The 19660-nt window shown below is 68.8% G+C and carries 19 protein-coding genes, 1 tRNA gene and 1 pseudogene; 12 read left to right on the top strand and 9 right to left on the bottom strand.

Translation table 11 applies throughout. The features are described from left to right. Both ACXJLU_RS28260 and ACXJLU_RS28255 read right to left on the bottom strand, forming a co-directional pair. A pseudogene (locus ACXJLU_RS28260) lies at nt 1-187 on the bottom strand (hypothetical protein); the annotation flags it as partial. Between the two features lie 274 nt (nt 188-461). Further along, the gene (locus tag ACXJLU_RS28255; RefSeq protein ID WP_457336741.1) at nt 462-1337 is read right to left on the bottom strand and encodes a LysR family transcriptional regulator; all 876 of its coding nucleotides are present in this window, start codon (nt 1335-1337) and stop codon (nt 462-464) included. 103 nt (nt 1338-1440) lie between these two features. Here ACXJLU_RS28255 and ACXJLU_RS28250 point away from each other — a divergent pair, with 103 nt between their 5' ends. After that, nucleotides 1441-2379 carry an NADP-dependent oxidoreductase gene (locus ACXJLU_RS28250; RefSeq protein ID WP_457336739.1) on the top strand — a complete coding sequence of 313 codons (939 nt, stop codon included), beginning with the start codon at nt 1441-1443 and terminating at the stop codon, nt 2377-2379. Between the two features lie 23 nt (nt 2380-2402). Further along, nucleotides 2403-3272: an NmrA/HSCARG family protein gene (locus ACXJLU_RS28245; RefSeq protein ID WP_457336737.1), complete on the top strand. Its 870-nt coding sequence runs from the start codon at nt 2403-2405 to the stop codon at nt 3270-3272. Between the two features lie 47 nt (nt 3273-3319). Here the strand turns inward: ACXJLU_RS28245 and ACXJLU_RS28240 are convergent. Further along, nucleotides 3320-3393 (bottom strand) — tRNA-Gly (locus ACXJLU_RS28240). Between the two features lie 73 nt (nt 3394-3466). Between ACXJLU_RS28240 and trmB the strand changes: the two genes are divergently transcribed. Continuing rightward, on the top strand, nt 3467-4159 hold the full coding sequence (gene trmB / locus ACXJLU_RS28235; RefSeq protein ID WP_457336735.1) for a tRNA (guanosine(46)-N7)-methyltransferase TrmB: 693 nt from the start codon (nt 3467-3469) through the stop codon (nt 4157-4159). A gap of 1 nt (nt 4160) precedes the next feature. On the opposite strand, the gene ACXJLU_RS28230 is transcribed toward trmB, so the two are convergent. Together ACXJLU_RS28230 and apbC are read right to left on the bottom strand one after the other, a co-directional pair. After that, on the bottom strand, nt 4161-4412 hold the full coding sequence (locus ACXJLU_RS28230; protein ID WP_457336733.1) for a hypothetical protein: 252 nt from the start codon (nt 4410-4412) through the stop codon (nt 4161-4163). 9 nt (nt 4413-4421) lie between these two features. Next, nucleotides 4422-5513 carry an iron-sulfur cluster carrier protein ApbC gene (gene apbC, locus ACXJLU_RS28225; protein WP_457336731.1) on the bottom strand — a complete coding sequence of 364 codons (1092 nt, stop codon included), beginning with the start codon at nt 5511-5513 and terminating at the stop codon, nt 4422-4424. Between the two features lie 104 nt (nt 5514-5617). Here apbC and metG point away from each other — a divergent pair, with 104 nt between their 5' ends. Next, nucleotides 5618-7663 (top strand): methionine--tRNA ligase, encoded by a 2046-nt coding sequence (gene metG, locus ACXJLU_RS28220; protein ID WP_457336729.1) that lies wholly within the window; start codon nt 5618-5620, stop codon nt 7661-7663. 84 nt (nt 7664-7747) lie between these two features. Beyond that, nucleotides 7748-8419 (top strand): hypothetical protein, encoded by a 672-nt coding sequence (locus tag ACXJLU_RS28215; RefSeq protein WP_457336728.1) that lies wholly within the window; start codon nt 7748-7750, stop codon nt 8417-8419. Between the two features lie 2 nt (nt 8420-8421). On the opposite strand, the gene ACXJLU_RS28210 is transcribed toward ACXJLU_RS28215, so the two are convergent. Then, a complete protein-coding gene (locus tag ACXJLU_RS28210) occupies nt 8422-9162 on the bottom strand; it encodes a fused MFS/spermidine synthase (protein WP_457336726.1) in 741 nt (246 codons plus the stop codon). A 91-nt stretch (nt 9163-9253) separates the two neighbouring features. Here ACXJLU_RS28210 and ACXJLU_RS28205 point away from each other — a divergent pair, with 91 nt between their 5' ends. The 7 genes from ACXJLU_RS28205 (at nt 9254) to ACXJLU_RS28175 (ending at nt 14572) form a co-directional block, all read left to right on the top strand. After that, on the top strand, nt 9254-9454 hold the full coding sequence (locus tag ACXJLU_RS28205; protein ID WP_457336724.1) for a DUF3460 family protein: 201 nt from the start codon (nt 9254-9256) through the stop codon (nt 9452-9454). 34 nt (nt 9455-9488) lie between these two features. Then, nucleotides 9489-10328: a segregation and condensation protein A gene (locus tag ACXJLU_RS28200; RefSeq protein WP_457336722.1), complete on the top strand. Its 840-nt coding sequence runs from the start codon at nt 9489-9491 to the stop codon at nt 10326-10328. Between the two features lie 12 nt (nt 10329-10340). Continuing rightward, entirely contained in the window at nt 10341-11333 is a 993-nt protein-coding gene (gene bioB, locus ACXJLU_RS28195; protein ID WP_457336720.1) for a biotin synthase BioB, read from the top strand. Continuing rightward, nucleotides 11330-12163, top strand: a complete 834-nt coding sequence (panB, locus tag ACXJLU_RS28190) for a 3-methyl-2-oxobutanoate hydroxymethyltransferase (RefSeq protein WP_457336718.1) — start codon at nt 11330-11332, stop codon at nt 12161-12163. Before bioB ends, panB begins: the two co-directional genes overlap by 4 nt. Before the next feature lie 21 nt (nt 12164-12184). Further along, nucleotides 12185-13018, top strand: a complete 834-nt coding sequence (panC, locus tag ACXJLU_RS28185) for a pantoate--beta-alanine ligase (RefSeq protein WP_457336716.1) — start codon at nt 12185-12187, stop codon at nt 13016-13018. Nucleotides 13019-13089: 71 nt separating this feature from the next. Next, entirely contained in the window at nt 13090-13356 is a 267-nt protein-coding gene (locus ACXJLU_RS28180; protein ID WP_457336714.1) for a helix-turn-helix domain-containing protein, read from the top strand. Next, nucleotides 13349-14572 (top strand): type II toxin-antitoxin system HipA family toxin, encoded by a 1224-nt coding sequence (locus ACXJLU_RS28175; RefSeq protein ID WP_457336712.1) that lies wholly within the window; start codon nt 13349-13351, stop codon nt 14570-14572. The genes ACXJLU_RS28180 and ACXJLU_RS28175 overlap by 8 nt, the downstream gene beginning before the upstream one ends. A 9-nt stretch (nt 14573-14581) precedes the next feature. On the opposite strand, the gene ACXJLU_RS28170 is transcribed toward ACXJLU_RS28175, so the two are convergent. From ACXJLU_RS28170 to ACXJLU_RS28160, 3 genes are all read right to left on the bottom strand, one after another. Continuing rightward, complete coding sequence (locus ACXJLU_RS28170; protein WP_457336710.1) at nt 14582-15463, bottom strand: alpha/beta fold hydrolase; 882 nt, start codon at nt 15461-15463, stop codon at nt 14582-14584. 2 nt (nt 15464-15465) lie between these two features. Further along, a complete protein-coding gene (locus ACXJLU_RS28165) occupies nt 15466-16191 on the bottom strand; it encodes an alpha/beta fold hydrolase (protein WP_457336708.1) in 726 nt (241 codons plus the stop codon). Then, on the bottom strand, nt 16188-19660 hold a 3473-nt coding region (locus ACXJLU_RS28160), incomplete at its 5' end, for an amino acid adenylation domain-containing protein (protein WP_457336706.1). The genes ACXJLU_RS28165 and ACXJLU_RS28160, both read right to left, overlap by 4 nt.

The following is a 19660-nucleotide window of genomic DNA, read 5'->3' as shown; positions in this document are numbered from 1 at the left end:
TCTCGACAAGGTGCGGTACGGCCGCATACGAAGCCTCTCCCACATCACCCTGATGATGAAGTTCACTCCAGAGTTCGTCCCAAGTGTCGTGACCCTGCCCAAGCTTTGAAAGAGCAGCCGATGGATCGTATGGCACTCGATAGCCACCGCGCAGCGCGGCCCACTTCGTGTCGAACAGAGGCAGCATTCAGTGCGTCCTTGGTCAAAGGCGGTCACTCTAACTTGACGTCGAGCCGTTCGAAAACGGTCATTGGCGAAAGCCCGCACCTGGCCGACTGCACCCCTCCGCCCCGTGCCCCGGAAGCGGCCGTCGAGAGGTGACGCCCCCGCCAGCGACCGGATGCTTGCAGTGATGTCGCGAACATAAACCGTCGGCCAATAGCGGGCGCTGACGTCGACACTGCGAAAGAAATCCCCCGGGACATCACACCGACAAGTTCGGCCAAGTTCCGCGCGAGCTTCTATCCCATCAGTACAAGCGATTCCTCCGGATATCGGTTGCACATGAACTCCACGAACGCCCGGACCTTCGGCGCAGGCAGGCGTCTCGATGTGTGCAAGACCCACAGCGCGGTCTCCACGCCCGAGACCGTTCCCCACTGAACCAACTCGCCTCGAGTCAGCTGGTTCCATGCGATGGACTGCGGAATGAGGGCCGCGCCAGCGCCGGCGACGGCAGCGTCGCGGATCATCAGGAACGAGGACAGCCTCAGCTTCGGGATGGGGTCCAGGACCAGGCGTCCATCGTCGAGCTTCCAATGGGTCGGCTGGAAGCTGGTGGACACGATGCCGGGAACGGCCCTGACCGCACCCGGGTCGGGCATCGGCACCGAGGGTGCAGCCACGACAACCAGCCGGTCCTTGGCGAAGCACCGCCCCACCAAGCTGCTGTCCGGGCTTGGGTTGATGCGAATGGCAACATCGAACTGCTCCTCGACCAGGTCGACCAGGCGGTCCTCGGCCACCACCTCGCACGTGACCTCCGGGTAGGCCGCACAGAACTCCGCACTGATCCGCCCCATCGCCAGTTGCGAGAACAGCACAGGCGAGGCGACACGCAGGCGTCCGCGAGGCATTGACACCCCCTCCCGGGCCGCGGTCATGGCTTCGGCCACTTCGTGAATCGGCCCTTCGGTTCGAGCCATCAACAGATCGCCGGCTTCGGTGAGCTTCAGCCCGCGGGCGCTGCGCTCGATGAGTCGCACGCCGAGCTGCTCTTCCAGGTCCGAGATGCGCCGGGACAAGGTCGCCTTCGATTTGCCGCTGGCACGACTCGCCTTGCCCAACCCTCCGTTCGTCGCGACAAGCGCGAAATCGGCCAATGCGTTCAGATCCATGGTGTTCCATATTTGAAACGGTGTATCTACATTTTGGCGTCTTCGTTTTAATGGTGCAACGGCCTATCTTCTCGTCATCGCAACTTGATACGAGGAACTTCAAATGAGCACCACTCAACAACGCGCTGTACTGATCCGGGCCTATGGAGGCGCCAGCGTCGCCGAGGTGGCCGAGATCGCCCGGCCGGAAGCCGGGCACGGCGAGGTCCTGGTCCGGGTTCGGGCCGCCGGCGTGAACGGCATCGACTGGAAGGTCCGCGAGGGTTACGTCCGGGATGCCTTCCCGCTTCAACTGCCGGCCGTGCTGGGCATCGAACTGGCGGGCGTGGTCGAGGCCGTCGGCCCCGGCGCCTCCCGCTTTCGCGTCGGCGACCGCGTCATGGGTCCGCTGGGCAGGCTCGGCGCCTACGCCGATGTCGTGGCAGTCGCCGAAGGCAACCTGGCTCGCACACCCGAAGGCCTCGACGATGTCCGGGCGGCCGCCATTCCCGTGGCAGCCGTCGCGGCCTGGCAGAGCCTGCATCACGCGGGTCCGATCCTCCCTGGCCAGCGGATCCTGATCCACGGCGCGGCGGGCGGGCTCGGCGGCCATGCCGTGCAGTACGCGAAACGGGCGGGCGCCGAAGTCTTCGCGACGGCGGCCACTGCTCATGTCGAGTACGTGAAGAGCCTCGGCGCCGACCACGTCATCGACCACCAGACGCAGCGCTTCGAGGACATCGCCCGGGACATCGACCTGGTGCTCGACTACGTCGGAGGCGAAGTCCTCGATCGCTCATGGCAGGTTCTGACGCCGACCGGCGCGATCGTCGGCACCTCGTCCCCCGACATCCTGGCGCGCACGCCGGCGGGCCGCCGCGGCCTGTGGTTCATGAACAAGTCGGACACCGCACTGCTGGAAACGCTGGCGGCCGATGTCGCCGCCGGCACGCTGAAGTCGCCGGTCAGCGAGGTGGTCGGCTTCAACGACCTCCCTGCGGCCATCGAACGCAATCGCACCGCCTCGCGCACCGGCAAGGTCGTCGCGGACTTCTCCCTCTGATCCAACATTTCCTGGAGATTCACATGAGCATCCTCGTCACCGGTGCCACCGGCACCATTGGTTCCCTCATCGTTCAACGCCTTGCCGACGCCGGCGCCGAGGTCAAGGCCCTCGTTCGCCAGCAGGGCAAGCGCAGCTTTCCCGCAGGCGTCACCGAAGTGGTCGGCGACCTGACCGACGTGCCCTCGATGCGTGCAGCGCTGTCGTCGGTGCGAACGCTGTTCCTGCTGAACGCCGTGACGCCCGATGAGGTGACGCAAGCCCTCATCGCGCTGAACCTGGCGCGCGAGGCCGGCATCGAGCGCGTCGTCTACCTGTCGGTGATCCACGCGGACAAGTACACGAACGTGCCGCACTTCACGAGCAAGTACACGGTCGAGCGCATGATCGACGGCCTCGACATGCCGGCGACCGTCCTGCGCCCGGCCTACTTCATGCAGAACGAAGGCACGGTCCAGCAGGTGATCCAGGGTTATGGCGTCTATCCGATGCCGATCGGCTCGGCCGGCGTCTCGATGATCGATGCGCGCGACATCGCCGACCTCGCCGTCGCCGAGCTGTTGCGCCGCGACAGGGCCCCTGCACCGCTTGCGCGAGTGACGCTGGACGTGGTCGGTCCGCAAGCGCTGACGGGCACTTCCGCGGCAAAGATCTGGAGTTCTGCCCTGGGCCGCGAAGTCGCCTACGGAGGCGACGACGTGGCAGCCTTCGAAGGACAGATGGCGTCGTTCGGCCCCGCCTGGCTGGCCTACGACATGCGCCTGATGATGGCCGGCATCCAGAAGCTCGGCATGCGTGGCGAGGACGGCGCGGTGGATCGTCTGCAGGCGATCCTGGGACGCCCCCTGCGCACCTACGCCGCCTTCGTGGCGGAGTCCGTCGCCGCAACTTAGCCTGCGGCACGGAACTGAGGGCCCATCGGTCAAGGAAAATCGGGCAGTGGAGCGGGTGAAGGGAATCGAACCCTCGTATGAAGCTTGGGAAGCTGCCGTTCTACCATTGAACTACACCCGCAGCGGGGCGGATTCTAGCGCGTGCTCGGGCACAATTCGGCCCCCTGCCTGCGAGGCATGCCCGCCGAATTGCCATGACCTCCCCCTCCGACCCCACCGTTCCGCCGCGCGGCATCAAGAGCTTCGTGCTGCGTGCCGGTCGCATGGGCCCCGGCCAGGTGCGCGCGCTCGAGACGCTCGGCCCGCGCTACGTGATTCCGTATTCGCAGCAGCGCTTCGACCCGCAGGCCGCGTTCGGCCGCAGCGCACCGCTGGTGCTGGAGATCGGCTTCGGCATGGGCGACGCCACCGCGGCGATCGCGCAGGCGCTGCCGGGCACCGATTTCCTCGGCGTCGAGGTGCACGCGCCCGGCGTCGGCGCGCTGCTGAAGCAGATCGGCGAGAAGGAGATCGCGAACCTGCGCATCGTCCAGCACGACGCGGTCGAGGTGCTGGAGCACATGGTCGCGCCCGGCTCGCTGGCCGGCGTGCACGTGTTCTTTCCGGACCCGTGGCACAAGAAGAAGCACAACAAGCGCCGGCTGATCCAGGCGCCGTTCGTCGCGAAGCTCGCCGCGCACCTGGCCCCCGGCGGCTACCTGCACTGCGCGACCGATTGGCAACCGTATGCCGAGCAGATGCTGGAGGTGCTGTCGGCCGAGCCCACGCTGGCCAACACAGCCGAGGGCTATGCCCCGAAACCCGCCTACCGCCCACTGACCAAGTTCGAGAACCGGGGCCTCAAGCTCGGCCACGGGGTCTGGGACCTGGTGTTCACGAAGCGCTGATTCAGCCCTTGGTCGGCGCCGACGCCGCGCGTGGCGGCACGAACGGCCCCGGGTCGACGCACACAGCAGGCTTCTTCGCCGCAGCACCCGACGCCGCCGGCCCATAGCTCGGCGCTCGTTGCCCTGCCTTGCACTGCTGGAAATCCTGCAGCTTGCGCGCCCAGGCGGCTCGGGCCGCACCCTCGTCCTCGGGTGCTGCGGCGCAGGACGCAGCCGCCAGCAAAGCCATCGTTCCGATCGGAATCCAGCGCATCCGCCGCCCTCAGGTGGTCTTCGAGATCGAGATGGTCGGGAACTTCGACGAGAAGTCCTTCGACCGCTGCGCGATCTTCGCCGCCATCTGGCGTGCGATCGCCTTGTAGAGCCCCGCGGTCTCGCCGTCGGGATCGCTCACCACCGTCGGCTTGCCCGAATCGGCCTGCTCGCGGATGGACAGCGCCAGCGGCAGCGCGCCCAGGTAGTCCATGTTGAACTCGGCCGCCATCTTCTTGCCGCCATCGGCCCCGAAGATGTGCTCCACGTGCCCGCAGTTGCTGCACACGTGCACCGCCATGTTCTCGACGATGCCCAGGATCGGCACACCGACCTTCTCGAACATCTTGATGCCGCGGCGCGCGTCGATCAGCGCGATGTCCTGCGGCGTCGTCACGATCACCGCGCCGGTCAGCGGCACGCGCTGCGAGAGCGTCAGCTGGATGTCGCCGGTGCCGGGCGGCATGTCGACGATCAGGTAGTCCAGGTCGCCCCAGTTGGTCTGCCGCAGCAGCTGCTCCAGCGCCTGCGTGGCCATCGGTCCGCGCCAGATCATCGCGTTGTCGCGCTCGACCAGGAAGCCGATCGAGATCACCTCGACACCGTGGTTGCGCATCGGCTCCATCGTCTTGCCGTCGGCGCTCTCCGGGCGGCCTTCGAGGCCCATCATCATCGGCTGGCTCGGGCCGTAGATGTCGGCGTCGAGGATGCCGACCTTCGCGCCCTCGGCCGCCAGCGCCAGCGCCAGGTTGGCCGCGGTGGTGCTCTTGCCGACCCCGCCCTTGCCCGACGCCACCGCGACGATGTTCTTGACGTTCGGCAGCAGCTGCACGCCGCGCTGCACCGCATGGGCGGTGATGCGGGTGGCGATCTCCACGTCGACCTTGCCGATGCCCGGCAGCGTGCGCAGCGCCTGCTGCAGGCTCTCGCGCAGCGCCGCATGCAGGCTCTTCGCGGGGTAGCCCAGCTCCAGCTCGAAACTCACGTCGGCCCCCTGGATGCGCAGGTTCTTCACCTGGCGGCCGCCGACGACGTCCTTGCCGGTGAGCGGGTCGTTGACGGTTTGCAGGGCGGCCAGGAGGGCGGATTCGGTGATGGTCATGGCAGGCGGTCGGGTGGCGGCCGGCAGTCTAGCCCACACCCCTTCTCCCTCGGACCGTCAAGCCTAGAATCGCCCCTTTCCCCTCGTTGACCCGGACGCCTCCGATGACCCGCAAGCTCTTCGTCACCACCGCCCTGCCGTACGCCAATGCGCCGTTCCACATCGGGCACATGATGGAGTACATCCAGGCGGACATCTGGGTGCGGTTCCAGCGCATGGTCGGCAACGAGGTGCACTTCGTCTGCGCCGACGACGCCCACGGCGCGCCGATCATGATCGCCGCCGAAAAGGCCGGCAAGACGCCGCAGCAGTTCGTCGCCGAGATCGCCGCCGGCCGCAAGCAGTACCTCGACGGCTTCAGCATCGGCTTCGACAACTGGCACTCCACCGACGGGCCCGAGAACCACCAGCTCGCGCAGGACATCTACCTCGCGTTGCGCAAGGAAGGCCTGATCGCCGAGCGCACGATCGAGCAGTTCTTCGACCCGGTGAAGGCGATGTTCCTGCCCGACCGMTACATCAAGGGCGAATGCCCGCGCTGCGGCACCAAGGACCAGTACGGCGACTCCTGCGAGAACTGCGGCGCCGTCTACGCCCCCACCGAGCTGAAGAACCCGTACTCGGCGCTGAGCGGCGCCACGCCGGTGCTCAAGAGCAGTGCGCACTACTTCTTCCAGCTGTCGTCGCCGCGCTGCATCGAGTTCCTGAAGGACTGGACGCACACGCCCGGCCGCCTGCAGCCCGAGGTGCTGAACAAGATCCGCGAATGGTTCGCCGTCGACGAGCACGGCCACGGCGGCCTGGCCGACTGGGACATCAGCCGCGATGCGCCCTACTTCGGCATCCGCATCCCCGACACCGACGACAAGTACTTCTACGTCTGGCTCGACGCGCCGGTCGGCTACCTCGCGTCGCTGAAGAACTACTTCGACAAGACCGGGCGCGACTACGACGCGTTCTTCGCCGACCCGGCGGTCGAGCAGGTGCACTTCATCGGCAAGGACATCACCTACTTCCACACGCTGTTCTGGCCGGCGATGCTGCATTTCAGCGGCCGCAAGACGCCGGACCACGTCAACGTGCACGGCTTCATCACCGTCAACGGCGGCGAGAAGATGAGCAAGAGCCGCGGCACCGGCATCTCGCCGCTGAAGTACCTCGAGGTCGGGCTGAACCCCGAATGGCTGCGCTACTACATCGCCGCCAAGCTGAACGCGAAGGTCGAGGACATCGACTTCAACCCCGACGACTTCATCGCCCGCATCAACTCCGACCTGGTCGGCAAGTACATCAACATCGCGAGCCGGGCCGCCGGCTTCCTCAGCAAGCGCTTCGACGGGCGCTTGTCGTCCGACCTCGGCGTCGAGGGCCGCGCGCTGCTCGACGGCCTGCGCAACCACCGCCGCGCGATCGAGGAGCTCTACGAGGAACGCGAGTACGGCAAGGCGCTGCGCGAGGTGATGCTGCTGGCCGACCGGGTGAACGAGTACGTCGACCAGAACAAGCCTTGGGACCTCGCGAAGAAGGCCGGGCAAGAGGCGGTGCTGCACGACGTGTGCAGCGTCTGCATCGAGGCCTTCCGCGTGCTGACCATCTACCTGAAGCCGGTGCTGCCGACGCTGGCGGCGCAGGTCGAGGCCTTCCTGAGGCTGGAGCCGATGGTGTTCGCCGATGCGATGCGCGCGATCGGCGGCCACACGATCGGCGACTACAAGCACCTGATGCAGCGCGTCGACCCGGCGCTGCTCGACAAGCTGCTCGAGCCGCCGGTGATCGCGCTGCCGCCGCCGGGTGGCGAGGAGCTTGCGCCCGAGATCAAGATCGACGATTTCGCGAAGGTCGACCTGCGCATCGCGAAGATCGTCGCCTGCGAGGCGGTCGAGGGCAGCGACAAGCTGCTGCGCCTGACGCTCGACGTCGGCGAAGCGAAGACGCGCAACGTCTTCAGCGGCATCAAGTCGGCCTACAAGCCCGAGGACCTGGTCGGCAAGTTCACCGTGATGGTGGCCAACCTGGCGCCGCGCAAGATGAAGTTCGGGCTCAGCGAAGGCATGGTGCTGGCGGCCTCGCACGCCGACGAGAAGGCGCACCCGGGGCTGTATGTGTTGGAGCCGTGGCCGGGGGCGGCGCCGGGCTTGCGAGTGCGCTGACGGCGCCGCGGCATCCCCCATCGGGATGAACGACACGCAGCGCCCTGCGCGCTATGCTGCGCGCGCAGTGGAGGGAGGAACACCGTGGGATTTCTGGACGACCTGAAGCGTCAGGCCGAGTCGTTGAAGACTCAGCAGACGATCGACACCGCGGCGCTGGCGCGCAACGCCGCGGCGGTCGAAGCAGCCTGCAAGACGACGTGGCACTACTGGATGGACCTCGCGCCCCAGCTCAACGTGCTGTTGCCGCGCCCGCCGGTGCGCTTCTCGTTCGACAAGACCACGCCAGTGGACGGCCTGACGCGCTGCGATTTCCGCGTCGATGCGCGGCGCAAGGAGCACCGTGGCCAGGAGGTGTTCGATCACGTGGTCATCCATGCGGTCCAGAAATCGGGCCTCACACTGAGCATCCGCAAGGACTTTCCGCCCGAAATCGAACGGCTGGAGGCGCGCCTGCGCCAAGCCGGCATCTCTGCCGACACGCAGTGGGTGCGGCATCCCGACAGCGGCCGCCTCGAAGAGGTGCGCTTCAGCTTCGTCGCCGACATCGCGCTGATGGTGCGCCTGCTCCCCGATCACGACCAGGGCACCGTCGCCTTCAAGGTCAGCAACCTGGACAGCCTGGAAACGGTGACCGTGAGCTTCGCAGCCGAGCTGGTCAACTCCGACCTGCTGGACCAGTTGGCGCGCTGGTTGGTCGGCGAGCCGCACACTTTCCTGAAGCTGGGCACCGATACGCGCCGGCAAGAAGCCTGAGCTCAGCCTGGCGCCGCGCCGCGCGCCGCTGCAGCGATCTTCAGGAAAGCGGCCGACAGCGCCGGCCAGCCCGAGGCCGACAACGCCACGGGGCAGCGCGGCGCCCCCCGCGCCGGCTTCAACCCGCCGCGGCACGCGAAAACCACGCAGTTGCTGCGGTCATCGTCATGCACCACCAGCGGCTCGTGCCCGAAGCTGTGCCGGATGCGCGCGAGCCACACCGGCTGCTCGGCATGGTTGGCGTGCAGGTTGGCCACCAGCACGCCGCCCGGCTGCAGCGCATCGGCCGCGTCGTCATAGAAGCGCTGCGAGCACAGCTGCCGCGGCAGGCCGTGCCGGTCGAAGCCATCGACCAGCAGCGCATCGAAGCGCACCGGGGCATCGCGAACGAACCGGGCGCCATCGACCAGTTGCACCGCCAACCGCTCGTCATCCGCCGGCAAGTGAAAGCGCTCGCGCAAGGTCAGCACCTCGGGGTTGACCTCGGCCACCTCCAGCCGCGTGCGGCGCAGGTGCCGGTGGCAAAACTTGGCGATCGAGCCACCGCCCAGCCCGATCATCGCGATGCGCTGCGCGCTGCCCGCGAACAGCAGGAAGCCCATCATCAGGCGGGTGTACTCCAGGTCGAGCGCATCGGGGTCGCGCAGCCACATGCGGCTCTGGACCTCGGCGTCCGAGAACTGCATCACCCTGCGGTCCAGCGTTTCGCTCACCCGCGGCACATCGTCATCGCGTTCGGACATCGCACCAGACTGCGTCGTTGTAGAGGCAGATCATAGGTCGCGGCCGAGGCCGGCTAAAATCCGCCCTCCCTTGCTTCACCTGGCCCCGACCATGCCGCTCTTCTGGAAAGCCTACAAGTCCGACACCACCTCGTTCATCGAGGAGCTGAAGGCCAAGGACCCGACGCTCGCGGACCGGATGTTGAAGGGCCGCCAGCTGCTGTGGGACAAGCCGGTCGACCGCGACGCCCTGAAGGAGTCCCGCGAATCCCAGGTGCCGCAACAGCCCTACGTCTACCAGACCGGGCACTGACCCGGGCCGGACCGCGACACCGAACGGGCACCCCGTGAGCGAAGACGCCCTGGCGCAGGCCGCCACCGATGCGGCAGCGCCGCACGTGGTCGACCACGTGGCGGTGGCCCGCCTGTATGGCGAGCCGCTGTTCACGATGCCGACCGACCTGTACATCCCGCCGGATGCACTGGAGGTCTTCCTCGAGGCCTTCGAAGGCCCGCTCGACTTGCTGCTCTACCTGATCCGCAAGCAGAACTTCAACATCCTCGACATCCCGCTGGCCAGCGTGACGCGCCAGTACCTGGCGTATGTCGAGCAGATCCGCAAGACCAACCTCGAGCTCGCCAGCGAATACCTGCTGATGGCGGCAATGCTGATCGAGATCAAGTCGCGCATGCTGCTGCCGCCGAAGAAGGTCGCCGAGGGCCAGGAGCCCGAGGACCCGCGCGCCGAGCTGGTGCGCCGGCTGCTGGAGTACGAGCAGATCAAGCTGGCCGCGGCCGGGCTCGATCGCCTGCCGGTGCTGGGCCGCGATTTCCTGCGCGCGCAGGTGACCATCGAGCAATCGCTGACGCCGCGCTTTCCCGATGTCGAGATCGACGAGCTGCGCGCCGCCTGGGCCGACATCCTGAAGCGCGCCAAGCTGAACCAGCACCACACGATCACCCGCGAGCAACTGAGCGTGCGCGAGCACATGAGCATCGTGCTGCGCGGGCTGCAGGGCCGCCGCTTCGCGATGTTCGAGGAGCTTTTCGACCTGACCCGCGGACCGCAGGTGCTGGTGGTGACCTTCATCGCGATGCTGGAGCTGGCGCGCGAGCACCTGCTGGAGATCACGCAGGCCGAGGCGTTCGCGCCGATCTACGTGCGGCTCGCCTATCAACCCGCCTAGAAAAGAACATTCATGACGATCCACGAAGCACCCGTCCACCTCGTCACCCGCGCTGCCCCCCAGACCGCGCCGACCGACCGCTGGCAGGTGGCCGACATCGAAGCCTTGTTCGAGCTGCCGTTCACCGAGCTGATGTTCCGTGCGCAGACGGTGCACCGCGAGCATTTCGACCCGACCGAGGTGCAGCTCTCGACGCTGCTGTCGATCAAGACCGGCGGCTGCCCCGAAGACTGCAGCTACTGCCCGCAGGCCGCGCGCTACGACACCGGCGTCGAAGCCGGCAAGCTGATGGAGACCGAAGCCGTGCTCGAGGCCGCGCGCCGCGCGCAAGAGGCCGGTGCCTCGCGCTTCTGCATGGGTGCCGCATGGCGCGGCCCGAAGGACCGCGACATCGAGAAGGTGGCCGAGCTGGTCAGCGCCGTGAAGGCGCTGGGGCTCGAGACCTGCGCGACGCTCGGCATGCTGGAAGACGGCCATGCCGAACAGCTGCAGAACGCCGGCCTCGACTACTACAACCACAACCTCGACACCGCGCCCGAGTTCTACGGCGACATCGTGCGCACCCGCCAGTACCAGGACCGCCTCGACACGCTGCAGCGCGTGCGCGGCGCCGGCGTCAAGGTGTGCGCCGGCGGCATCGTCGGCATGGGCGAGACGCGGGCACAGCGCGCCGGCCTGATCGGCGCGCTGGCCAACCTCGACCCGTACCCGGAATCGGTGCCGATCAACAACCTGGTGCAGGTCGAAGGCACGCCGCTGCACGGCACGGTGCCGCTCGACCCGCTGGAGTTCGTGCGCACGATCGCGGTGGCGCGCATCACGATGCCGAAGGCCCGCGTGCGGCTGTCGGCCGGCCGCCAGGCGCTCGGCGAAGCGGTGCAGGCGCTGTGCTTCACGGCCGGTGCCAATTCCATCTTCTATGGCGACAAGCTGCTGACCACCGGCAACCCCGACGTGCAGGCCGACCGCGCGCTGCTCGACAAGCTGGGAATGCGGCCGGCATGAGCAGCCACCCGGCCCAGGACGCCGCGCCCGGCCGCAAGGCGGTGACGCTGCACAAGCTGCGCGAGATGCATGCGGCCCGCGAGCCGATCGCGATGCTGACCTGCTACGACGCCAGCTTCGCGCGGCTGCTCGATGCGGCCGGCGTCGACTGCCTGCTGGTCGGCGATTCGCTCGGCATGGTGCTGCAGGGCCAGGCGAGCACGCTGCCGGTGACGCTCGACGAGATGGCGTACCACACGCGCTGCGTCGCGCGCGGCAACCGTGGCGCATGGCTGATCGGCGACCTGCCGTTCGGCAGCTACCAGCAGGGGCCGGCGCAGGCGCTGGCGAGTGCGACGGTGCTGATGCAGGCCGGCGCGCAGATGGTGAAGCTCGAAGGCGGCGGCTGGACGGCCGAGACGGTGCGCTTCCTGGTGGAGCGCGGCATCCCGGTGTGCGCGCACCTCGGGCTGACGCCGCAATCGGTGCATGCGCTCGGCGGCTACCGCATCCAGGGCCGCGACGACGAGGCCGCGGCCACGCTGCTGCGCCATGCGCGCGAGCTGGCCGAGGCCGGCGCCGCGATGCTGGTGCTGGAGCTGATGCCGGCCGCGGTGGCGAAGCAGATCACCGACGCGCTCGACATCCCGGTGATCGGTATCGGCGCCGGCGTGGCCTGTTCGGGCCAGGTGCTGGTGCTGCACGACATGCTCGGCATCACGCAGGGCAAGCTGCCGCGCTTCGTGCGCAACTTCATGGACGGCAGCGCGGGCATCGGCGAGGCGATCACGCGCTATGTGGCCGATGTGAAGGCCCGCCGCTTTCCCGACGACACGCTCCACGGTTATTGACGCTCCCGGGTTGATCCATCGATGAAGACAGTCCACACGATCGCCGACCTGCGCGCGGCCCTCGGAGCGCCCGGTGCGTGCGCCTTCGTGCCCACGATGGGCAACCTGCACGAAGGCCACCTGGCGCTGGTGCGGCAGGCCAGGCGGCATGGGTTGCCGGTGGTGGCGAGCATCTTCGTGAACCGGCTGCAGTTCGCGCCGCATGAAGACTTCGACCGCTACCCGCGCACGCTGGCGCGCGACAGCGAGCTGCTGCAGGGCGCCGGCTGCGACATCGTGTTCGCGCCCGACGAGCGCGAGTTGTACCCGCAGCCGCAGACGGTGAAGGTGGTGCCCGACGCGGCGCTGGCCGACATCCTCGAAGGGCACTTCCGGCCGGGCTTCTTCACCGGCGTGTGCACGGTGGTGATGAAGCTGTTCGCGTGCGTGCAGCCGCGCGTCGCGGTGTTCGGCAAGAAGGACTACCAGCAACTGATGGTGATCCGGCAGATGACGCAGCAGTTCGCATTGCCGATCACGGTCGAGGCCGGGGAGACGAGCCGGGCCGACGACGGGCTCGCGCTGTCGTCGCGCAATGGGTACCTGAGCGCGGCGGAGCGGGCGGAGGCGGTGGCCTTGTCGCGCAGCCTGCGGGCGCTGGCGGAGGGCTTTGCCGCGGGCAGTGAGCCGCTCGCGCAGCTCGAGGCGAAGGCGATGGCGAACCTGGCCGCGCGCGGCTGGCAGCCAGACTACCTGACGGTGCGGCGGCGCGCCGACCTGCTGCCGCCCGAGAGCGGCGACAAGGCCGGCGCATTGGTCGTGCTGGGCGCGGCCCGGCTGGGGCAGACAAGGCTGATCGACAACCTGGAGTTCTGAGGCGTTTCAGAGCTTCACTAAGTATCGAATTTGATACTTTATACGCATGAAGTATCGATTATGATACTTCCATGGGCGATTTCTCGGTCAATCTGGTGGCGCTGGGGCACGCGCTGCAGGAGATGCGCAAGCAGCGCGGCCTGCGGCTGGTCGACGTGGCGCATATCGCCGGCATCCCACGCCTGAAGGTCATCCACGTCGAAGCGGGGCGACCCGGGGTCGCCGCCTCGTCGTATGCGAGGGTTGCAGCCGCACTCGGCGCTCAACTCCAGGTGGCGGCATCGCAGCGGCCGACGCTGGACGAGATCGGTGCGCTGTTGAAAGACATCGATGAGTGAATCGCTCGCCAAGGTGCTGGTTCACACCCCGCAAGGCCTGTCCGGCGTCTTGCAGCGCGATGGCGACTACCTGTTCTCTTTCGCACCCGATGCGACAGCCGAGACGGCACCGGCGCTGGGCATGCCTTTGCGCGCCAGGCCCTACGAATTCCCGTCGCTGCATCCGATCTTCCAGATGAACATGCCGGAAGGCTTCGTGCTGGAGCAACTGCGCAATCGACTCGCGAAGACCACCGGGCTCGATCCGCTACTTCTGCTGACGGTGATCGGGTCGCAGGCACCCATCGGCCGGTTGCGCTTCACGCTCGAAGGACAGCCCGCAAGCGAAGCGCCCATGCAAGGCGAATCCCTGGCCGAGTTGCTTGCCCATGGGGGGTCCCGGGAGCTCTTCGCTCGACTCGTCGACAACTACCTGATGCGCACCGGTTTGAGCGGTGTGCAGCCAAAGGTGCTCGTCCCCGAGCGCGCCAGTGACGACATGCAGCCGGACTTCAAGGCCGCGCTGCCCACCTCCGAACTCATCGTCAAGTCAGGCCTCGGCGAATTCCCCGGTCTCGCGATCAACGAATTCGTCTGCATGAGCATCGTGAAGCAGGCTGGCGTTCCGGTGCCCGAATTCCACCTGTCCGACGACGGCGAGCTGTTCGTGATGCGACGCTTCGACCGGCCGCCCGACGGGCGCATTCTCGGCTTCGAGGACATGCTGGCCCTGGCCGGCCGCGCCGCCGACCAGAAGTACGTCGGCAGTTACGAACTCGTGCTGCGGTTGCTGCACCTGTACTGCTCGCCGGAGAACTTGCCCGCCGCGCGCGAGCAGCTGTTCGACATGGTCGCGCTGTCGTGCATGCTCGGCAACGGCGATGCGCACATGAAGAACTTCGGTGTGCTGTACGACAGCGTGAGCGGCGCGGTGCGCATGGCACCGGCCTACGACATCGTCTGCACGCGGCTCTACATCGCCGATGACAGCCTGGCGCTGAACCTGGAGGGCAACCGCAGCTTCTTCGCAGCGCGGCTGGGGCTGCTGGACTTCGGCACGCGGTGCGGCATGCCGAAGGCCCGGATCATCGAGCGCACCGTTCAGCTGTGCGAGCTGACGGTCGCGACGCTGGCGTCGCTGGATGCGGTGGCCCGGCGCCTGCCTGGGTTGTCAGAACTCATCGCGAAGCAGACGCAGACCTGGTCCGACACCTTCAAGCGCTTGCCGCAGACATGACCCTCGGTCTCACGCGGCAGCACGCACCCACCCCACGATCCCCGCGATCACCCGCTCCCGATTCGCCTCCGCGGTGAACGTGTGATCCGTGTCCTCGTGGTACTCCAGCTGCAGCCGGTCGCCGAACGGCACGTCGGGGAATGCATCCAGCAGTTGCTCGCGGTAGTTGTGGAAATCTTCCCGCTCGGCCGTCAGCACCGCCAGGAAGCGGTTGCCCGAGCGCTGCGCCGCCGCGTAAGCGTTCGACAGGAAGGCGCGCGCTTCGGGCGAATCCAGGTCCGCACGCGCACCCTCCTCCGGCGGTTCGGCGTGGCTCGCCCCGCCCATGCGCTGCCCCAGCGCCTGCCACAGTGGGTGCTTCCCCCGCGCGATGTTCATCCAGCTGCTCAGCCGCGTCGCGCGCCGCGCGTAGTGGTTCAGGTAGTAGCGCGGCGTGTGCGGGATCGACGGGTCCAGCAGCACCAGGCCCGTCACGCGCGGATCACGCCCCGCGTAGACCACCGCGTGGTCCGCGCCCGAGCACAGGCCGACCAGCACGAAGCGCTTGAAGCCCCGCGCTGTCTCCAGCGTGTCGAGCGCCTCCTTGATGTCGGCCAGGCTCGCCTCCAGCAGCCCGAGCCCGTCGTCGCGGGGCTCACTGTCGCCGATCCCCGAGAGGTCGAAGCGCACCGCGTCGACACCGTGCTGCGACAGCCGCCGGCACAGCTGCACCGTCATCCGGTTCGCGCCGACGCGGTGGATGATTCCCGAGTTCAGCACCACCACCACGGGCCGCTCCGGCGACGCCGACGTGCCCTCGGCGACCGGCGTCACGATGCCCACCAGCGCCTTGCGCGGCCCCATCAGCAGCACCTGCTCCGTCACCGGTCGATCGTTCACGCGTTCGTTCACGGTCAGCTCCACCACTGCGCAATGCGCTGCAACACCTTCACCGGCACCGCGCCGGCCCCCGAATGGTGGTCCTCCAGCCACGCGGGCTGGCCCTCGACCTGCTCGACCGGCACAGGTCCGATGGCCTCACCCGGCACCGATCGAATCACCAGCGTGCGCGCCGGCAACTCCGCTGCCGGCAGCGCCAATCCACGCAGCTCCGCCGCCATCGCGTCGCCGAGCGCGAAGCCCATCACCTCGTACCCGCCGCCGTGCTCCGGCTTGCGGGCCGGCGCATCGGCCAGCAGCTCCTTCAAATACCCCTCGCCCGACACCACCGGGTCCCACAGCACCACGCTGTCGACATCCTTGCGCCGCCGCGCCGCGACGCCCGCCGCCAGCGTGCCGCCGAGCCGCAGCCCCACCAGCCCGACGCGCGCCGCATCGGTCGTGTCCTTCAGCTCGTCGATCGCGGTCTCGATGTCGGCCTGCCAGCCGGCCAGGCTCGCGTCCAGCATCTCGCCGGCCGAATCGCCGGTGCCGAACCAGTCGAAGCGCAGCACGTGCACGCCGGCCTGGTTCAGCAGCGTCGCGAGCTGCTTCATCGCGCGGTGGGCACGCAGGTACTCCTGTCCCCACGGCGGGCACAGCAGCACGGCTTTCGTGCCGCTGCCGGAAGCCGATGCCCGCGCCGGGCTGTAGACACCGAACAGCCGCCGTTGCCGCGTGCCGAAGAAGAATGGGTTCATGTGCTGGGCAAGTGATCTGAAACATGCGCGGCGCCCGCAGCCGCGATCTGGCGAAGGTTCTGGAAGAACAGCACGCGCGGATCCATGCGCCAGCCGGTGCGCTGCTCCACCGCCACCGCGACGCGCAGCGACAGCAGCGAATGCCCGCCCAGCTCGAAGAAGTTGTCCTCGGCGCCCACCCGCTCGATCTGCAGCGTCTCCTGCCACACATCGGCCAGCAGCCGCTCCAGGCCCGGCGCAGGCGCCTCGTAGGCCGCCACCGGCGCGGCGTTGCGGAACGGGTCCGGCAGCGCCGCGCGGTCGACCTTGCCGTTTGGCGTCAGCGGGATCGCGTCGAGCGCGACCACCAGCGACGGCACCATGTAGTCCGGCAGCTCGCGCCGCAGGTGGCGCCGCACCTCGCTGACGGTCAGGTCCTCGCCGGCCTGGTACACGACATACGCGACCAGCCGCAGGTCGCCCGGCCCGGCCTCGCGCGCGATCACCACCGATTGCCGCACCGCCTCGTGCCCGGCGAGCACCGATTCGATCTCGCCGAGCTCGATGCGGAAGCCGCGGATCTTCACCTGGTGGTCGATGCGCCCCAGGTGCTCCAGCCGGCCCTGTGCGGTCCAGCGGCCGAGGTCGCCGGTGCGGTAGAGGCGCGCGCCGGGCTGGATCGAGAAGCGGTCGGCGACGAAGCGATCGGCCGTCAGCTCCGGCCGCCGGTGGTAGCCGGTCGCCACGCCCGCGCCGCCGATCCACAGCTCGCCCGGGATGCCGGCCGGCTGCAGCTCGCCGGCGCGGCTCAGCACATGCACCTGCGTGTTGTCGATCGGCCGGCCGATCGTGACCGGTGCGCCGCCGCCGATCACGCGCTCGGCGGTCGACCACACCGTCGTCTCGGTCGGGCCGTACAGGTTCCACAGCTCGCTGACGCGTGCGAGCAATGCATCAGCAAGCTCGCGCGGCAGCCCCTCGCCGCCGCACAGCGCGCGGAAGCCCGGCCCGCCGGTCCAGCCGGCTTCGATCAGCAGCCGCCAGGTGGCCGGCGTCGCCTGCAGCACGGTCGCGCCGCTCGCCGCCAGCGCGGCCGACAGTGCAATGCCGTCGGCCGCCGTCTCGCGCGACAGCAGCTCGACCCGCGCGCCCACCAGCCACGGCAGGTACAGCTCCAGCCCGGCGATGTCGAACGACACCGTCGTCACGGCAGCCAGCACGTCGCCGGCCTGCAGCCCCGGCTCGCGCCGCATCGAATGCAGGAAGTTCGCGAGCGCACCATGCGGAACCACCACGCCCTTCGGCCGGCCGGTCGAACCGGAGGTGTAGATCACGTAGGCCGGGTCGCCCGGCGCGGGCGCGCTCGCGAGGTTGTCCTCGCTGCCGGCCCCCAGCGCAACCGCATCAGCCAGCACGTCCAGCAGTTGCACGCCGGGCGGCAGCGCGATGCCGTCGGCCGCATCGCCACCCGCCACCAGCACGGTCGCGCCGCTGTCTTCCAGCATGTAGGCGAGCCGCTCGGCCGGGAAGCCCGGGTCCAGCGGCACGTAGGCCCCGCCCGCCTTCTGCACGCCGAGCAAGGCCACCACCAGCGCGAGCGAGCGCTGCAGGCACACGCCGACCAACTGCCCCGGGCCGACGCCCATCGCGCGCAGCCGGTTGGCCACGCGGTTCGCGCGGGCGTTCAGCGCCGCGTAGGTCAGCGACGCGCCTTCGTAGCGCACCGCCTCGGCCGCCGGGCTGCGGGCGACCTGGGCCTCGAAAAGGCGTGGATAAACATCGCTGGCATGCGCGACCGCCGTGCCGTTCATCTCGACCAGCAACCAACGCTGCTCGTCGGCCGTCAGCATTGGCAGCTTCGCCAGCGCCATGGAGGACGACACCGCAGGCGCCGCCACCAGCGCTTCGAGCAGCGCGCGGTAGTGCCCCGCCATGCGCCGGATCGTCGGCTCGTCGTACAGCTCGGTCGAGTACTCGAACAGCACGCTGCCGCTGACGGCCGCCTCGATGTACAGCCCCAGCTCGAACGGCGCCGCAGCGCGATCGATCGCGACCGGCTCCCATTGCAGGCCGGGGAACTCGATGCCGCTCATCGGCGCGTTCTGCAGCGTGAACAGCACCTGCGCGAGCGGCGGCAGCGCGGGCCCGCGCATCGGCCGCAGTTCTTCCACCAGCTTCGCGAACGGCAGCTCCTGGTGCGCATACGCCTCCAGTGCCGTCGTGCGCACGTTCGCCAGCAGCTCGCTGAACGCGGTGTCGTCGCCGCAGGTGCTGCGCAGCACCAGCGTGTTGATGAAGCCGCCGACCAGCCCTTCGACCTCGCGCTGCTCGCGGTTCGCGATCGGCACCGCGACCGCGATGTCGGCCTGCCCGGTGTAGCGGTGCAGCAGCGTCACGTACGCGGCGAACAGCGTCATGAACAGCGTGCAGCCGTGGCTGCGACTGAACGCTTCGAGCGACGCGATCAGCGCGGGGGGTAGCACGTCGGCATGCCAGGCGGCGCGGTCCGAGAGGATGGTCGGCCGTGGGTGGTCGGTCGGCAGCAACAGCGGGGCCACGCCGTCGAGCTGCCGGCGCCAGTAGCCGAGCTGCGCCTCCAGCACCTCGCCCTGGAAGCGCTCGCGCTGCCACACCGCGACATCGCGGTACTGCACCGCCAACGGTTGCCACGTCGGTGCGCCTCCGCGGCGGAACGCGGCGTAGGCCTCGGCAAGTTCGCGGCCCAGCACGCCGTACGACCACTGGTCGCCGGCGATGTGGTGCATCGCGAGCAGCAGCAGATGCTCGTCGTCGGCCACCTGGACCAGCAGCGTGCGGAAGACCGGCCCATGCACCAGGTCGAAGTAGGCGCGCGCGGTGTCGGTGGCCAGTGCGATCGCGGCCTCCTCGGCCTGGCGACCCTGCGCGCGCAAGTCGTGGAACGGCAGCGCGACCGGCTGGTGCGGCTTCACCGTCTGCATCGGGCGGCCATCGATCATCGCGAAGGTGGTGCGCAGCGTCTCGTGCCGCTGCACCAGCGCGTCCAGCGCACGCTCCAGCGCGTTGCGGTCGAGCACGCCGTGCAGGCGGAGCGCGACCGGCATGTTGTAGGCCGAGCTGTCCGGCGCCAGTTCGTGCAGCAGCCACATGCGCTCCTGTGCGAACGACAGCGGCGTCGGGCCGTCGCCGGCCAGCCGCGTGATGGGCGTTGTCGCCGCGACCGGCGCGCGGCCGGCGTCGATCGCCCGCGCCAGCTCGTGCAGCACCGGGTGCTCGAACACCGCGCGCAGCACGAAGCCGCGGTCGAGGGCCTGGCGGATGCGTGCGGTCACCTGGGTCGCGAGCAGCGAGTGGCCGCCGAGCTCGAAGAAGTTGTCGTGTCGGCCCACGTCGTGTCCCACATCACCCAGCCCGAGCACGTCGCGCCAGATCGCCGCGAGGCCCTGCTCGGTCTCGCCCTGCGGCGGCTCGACGCGCCGCGCGGCCGTCGCACGCGCCGCGCGGCCGTCGC

Source organism: Rhizobacter sp. P5_C2, from assembly GCF_054049715.1.
The sequence above is the reverse complement of the archived record's forward strand: the minus strand, read 5'-3'. Positions and strand labels throughout refer to the sequence as shown.

Excerpts from the sequence above, each read along its gene's own strand:
- ACXJLU_RS28255 (WP_457336741.1), bottom strand. The coding sequence starts at position 1,337 with ATGGATCTGAACGCATTGGCCGATTTCGCGCTTGTCGCGACGAACGGA.
- ACXJLU_RS28250 (WP_457336739.1), top strand. The coding sequence starts at position 1,441 with ATGAGCACCACTCAACAACGCGCTGTACTGATCCGGGCCTATGGAGGC.
- ACXJLU_RS28245 (WP_457336737.1), top strand. The coding sequence starts at position 2,403 with ATGAGCATCCTCGTCACCGGTGCCACCGGCACCATTGGTTCCCTCATC.
- trmB (WP_457336735.1), top strand. The coding sequence starts at position 3,467 with ATGACCTCCCCCTCCGACCCCACCGTTCCGCCGCGCGGCATCAAGAGC.
- ACXJLU_RS28230 (WP_457336733.1), bottom strand. The coding sequence starts at position 4,412 with ATGCGCTGGATTCCGATCGGAACGATGGCTTTGCTGGCGGCTGCGTCC.
- apbC (WP_457336731.1), bottom strand. The coding sequence starts at position 5,513 with ATGACCATCACCGAATCCGCCCTCCTGGCCGCCCTGCAAACCGTCAAC.
- ACXJLU_RS28210 (WP_457336726.1), bottom strand. The coding sequence starts at position 9,162 with ATGTCCGAACGCGATGACGATGTGCCGCGGGTGAGCGAAACGCTGGAC.
- ACXJLU_RS28205 (WP_457336724.1), top strand. The coding sequence starts at position 9,254 with ATGCCGCTCTTCTGGAAAGCCTACAAGTCCGACACCACCTCGTTCATC.
- bioB (WP_457336720.1), top strand. The coding sequence starts at position 10,341 with ATGACGATCCACGAAGCACCCGTCCACCTCGTCACCCGCGCTGCCCCC.
- panB (WP_457336718.1), top strand. The coding sequence starts at position 11,330 with ATGAGCAGCCACCCGGCCCAGGACGCCGCGCCCGGCCGCAAGGCGGTG.
- panC (WP_457336716.1), top strand. The coding sequence starts at position 12,185 with ATGAAGACAGTCCACACGATCGCCGACCTGCGCGCGGCCCTCGGAGCG.
- ACXJLU_RS28180 (WP_457336714.1), top strand. The coding sequence starts at position 13,090 with ATGGGCGATTTCTCGGTCAATCTGGTGGCGCTGGGGCACGCGCTGCAG.
- ACXJLU_RS28175 (WP_457336712.1), top strand. The coding sequence starts at position 13,349 with ATGAGTGAATCGCTCGCCAAGGTGCTGGTTCACACCCCGCAAGGCCTG.
- ACXJLU_RS28165 (WP_457336708.1), bottom strand. The coding sequence starts at position 16,191 with ATGAACCCATTCTTCTTCGGCACGCGGCAACGGCGGCTGTTCGGTGTC.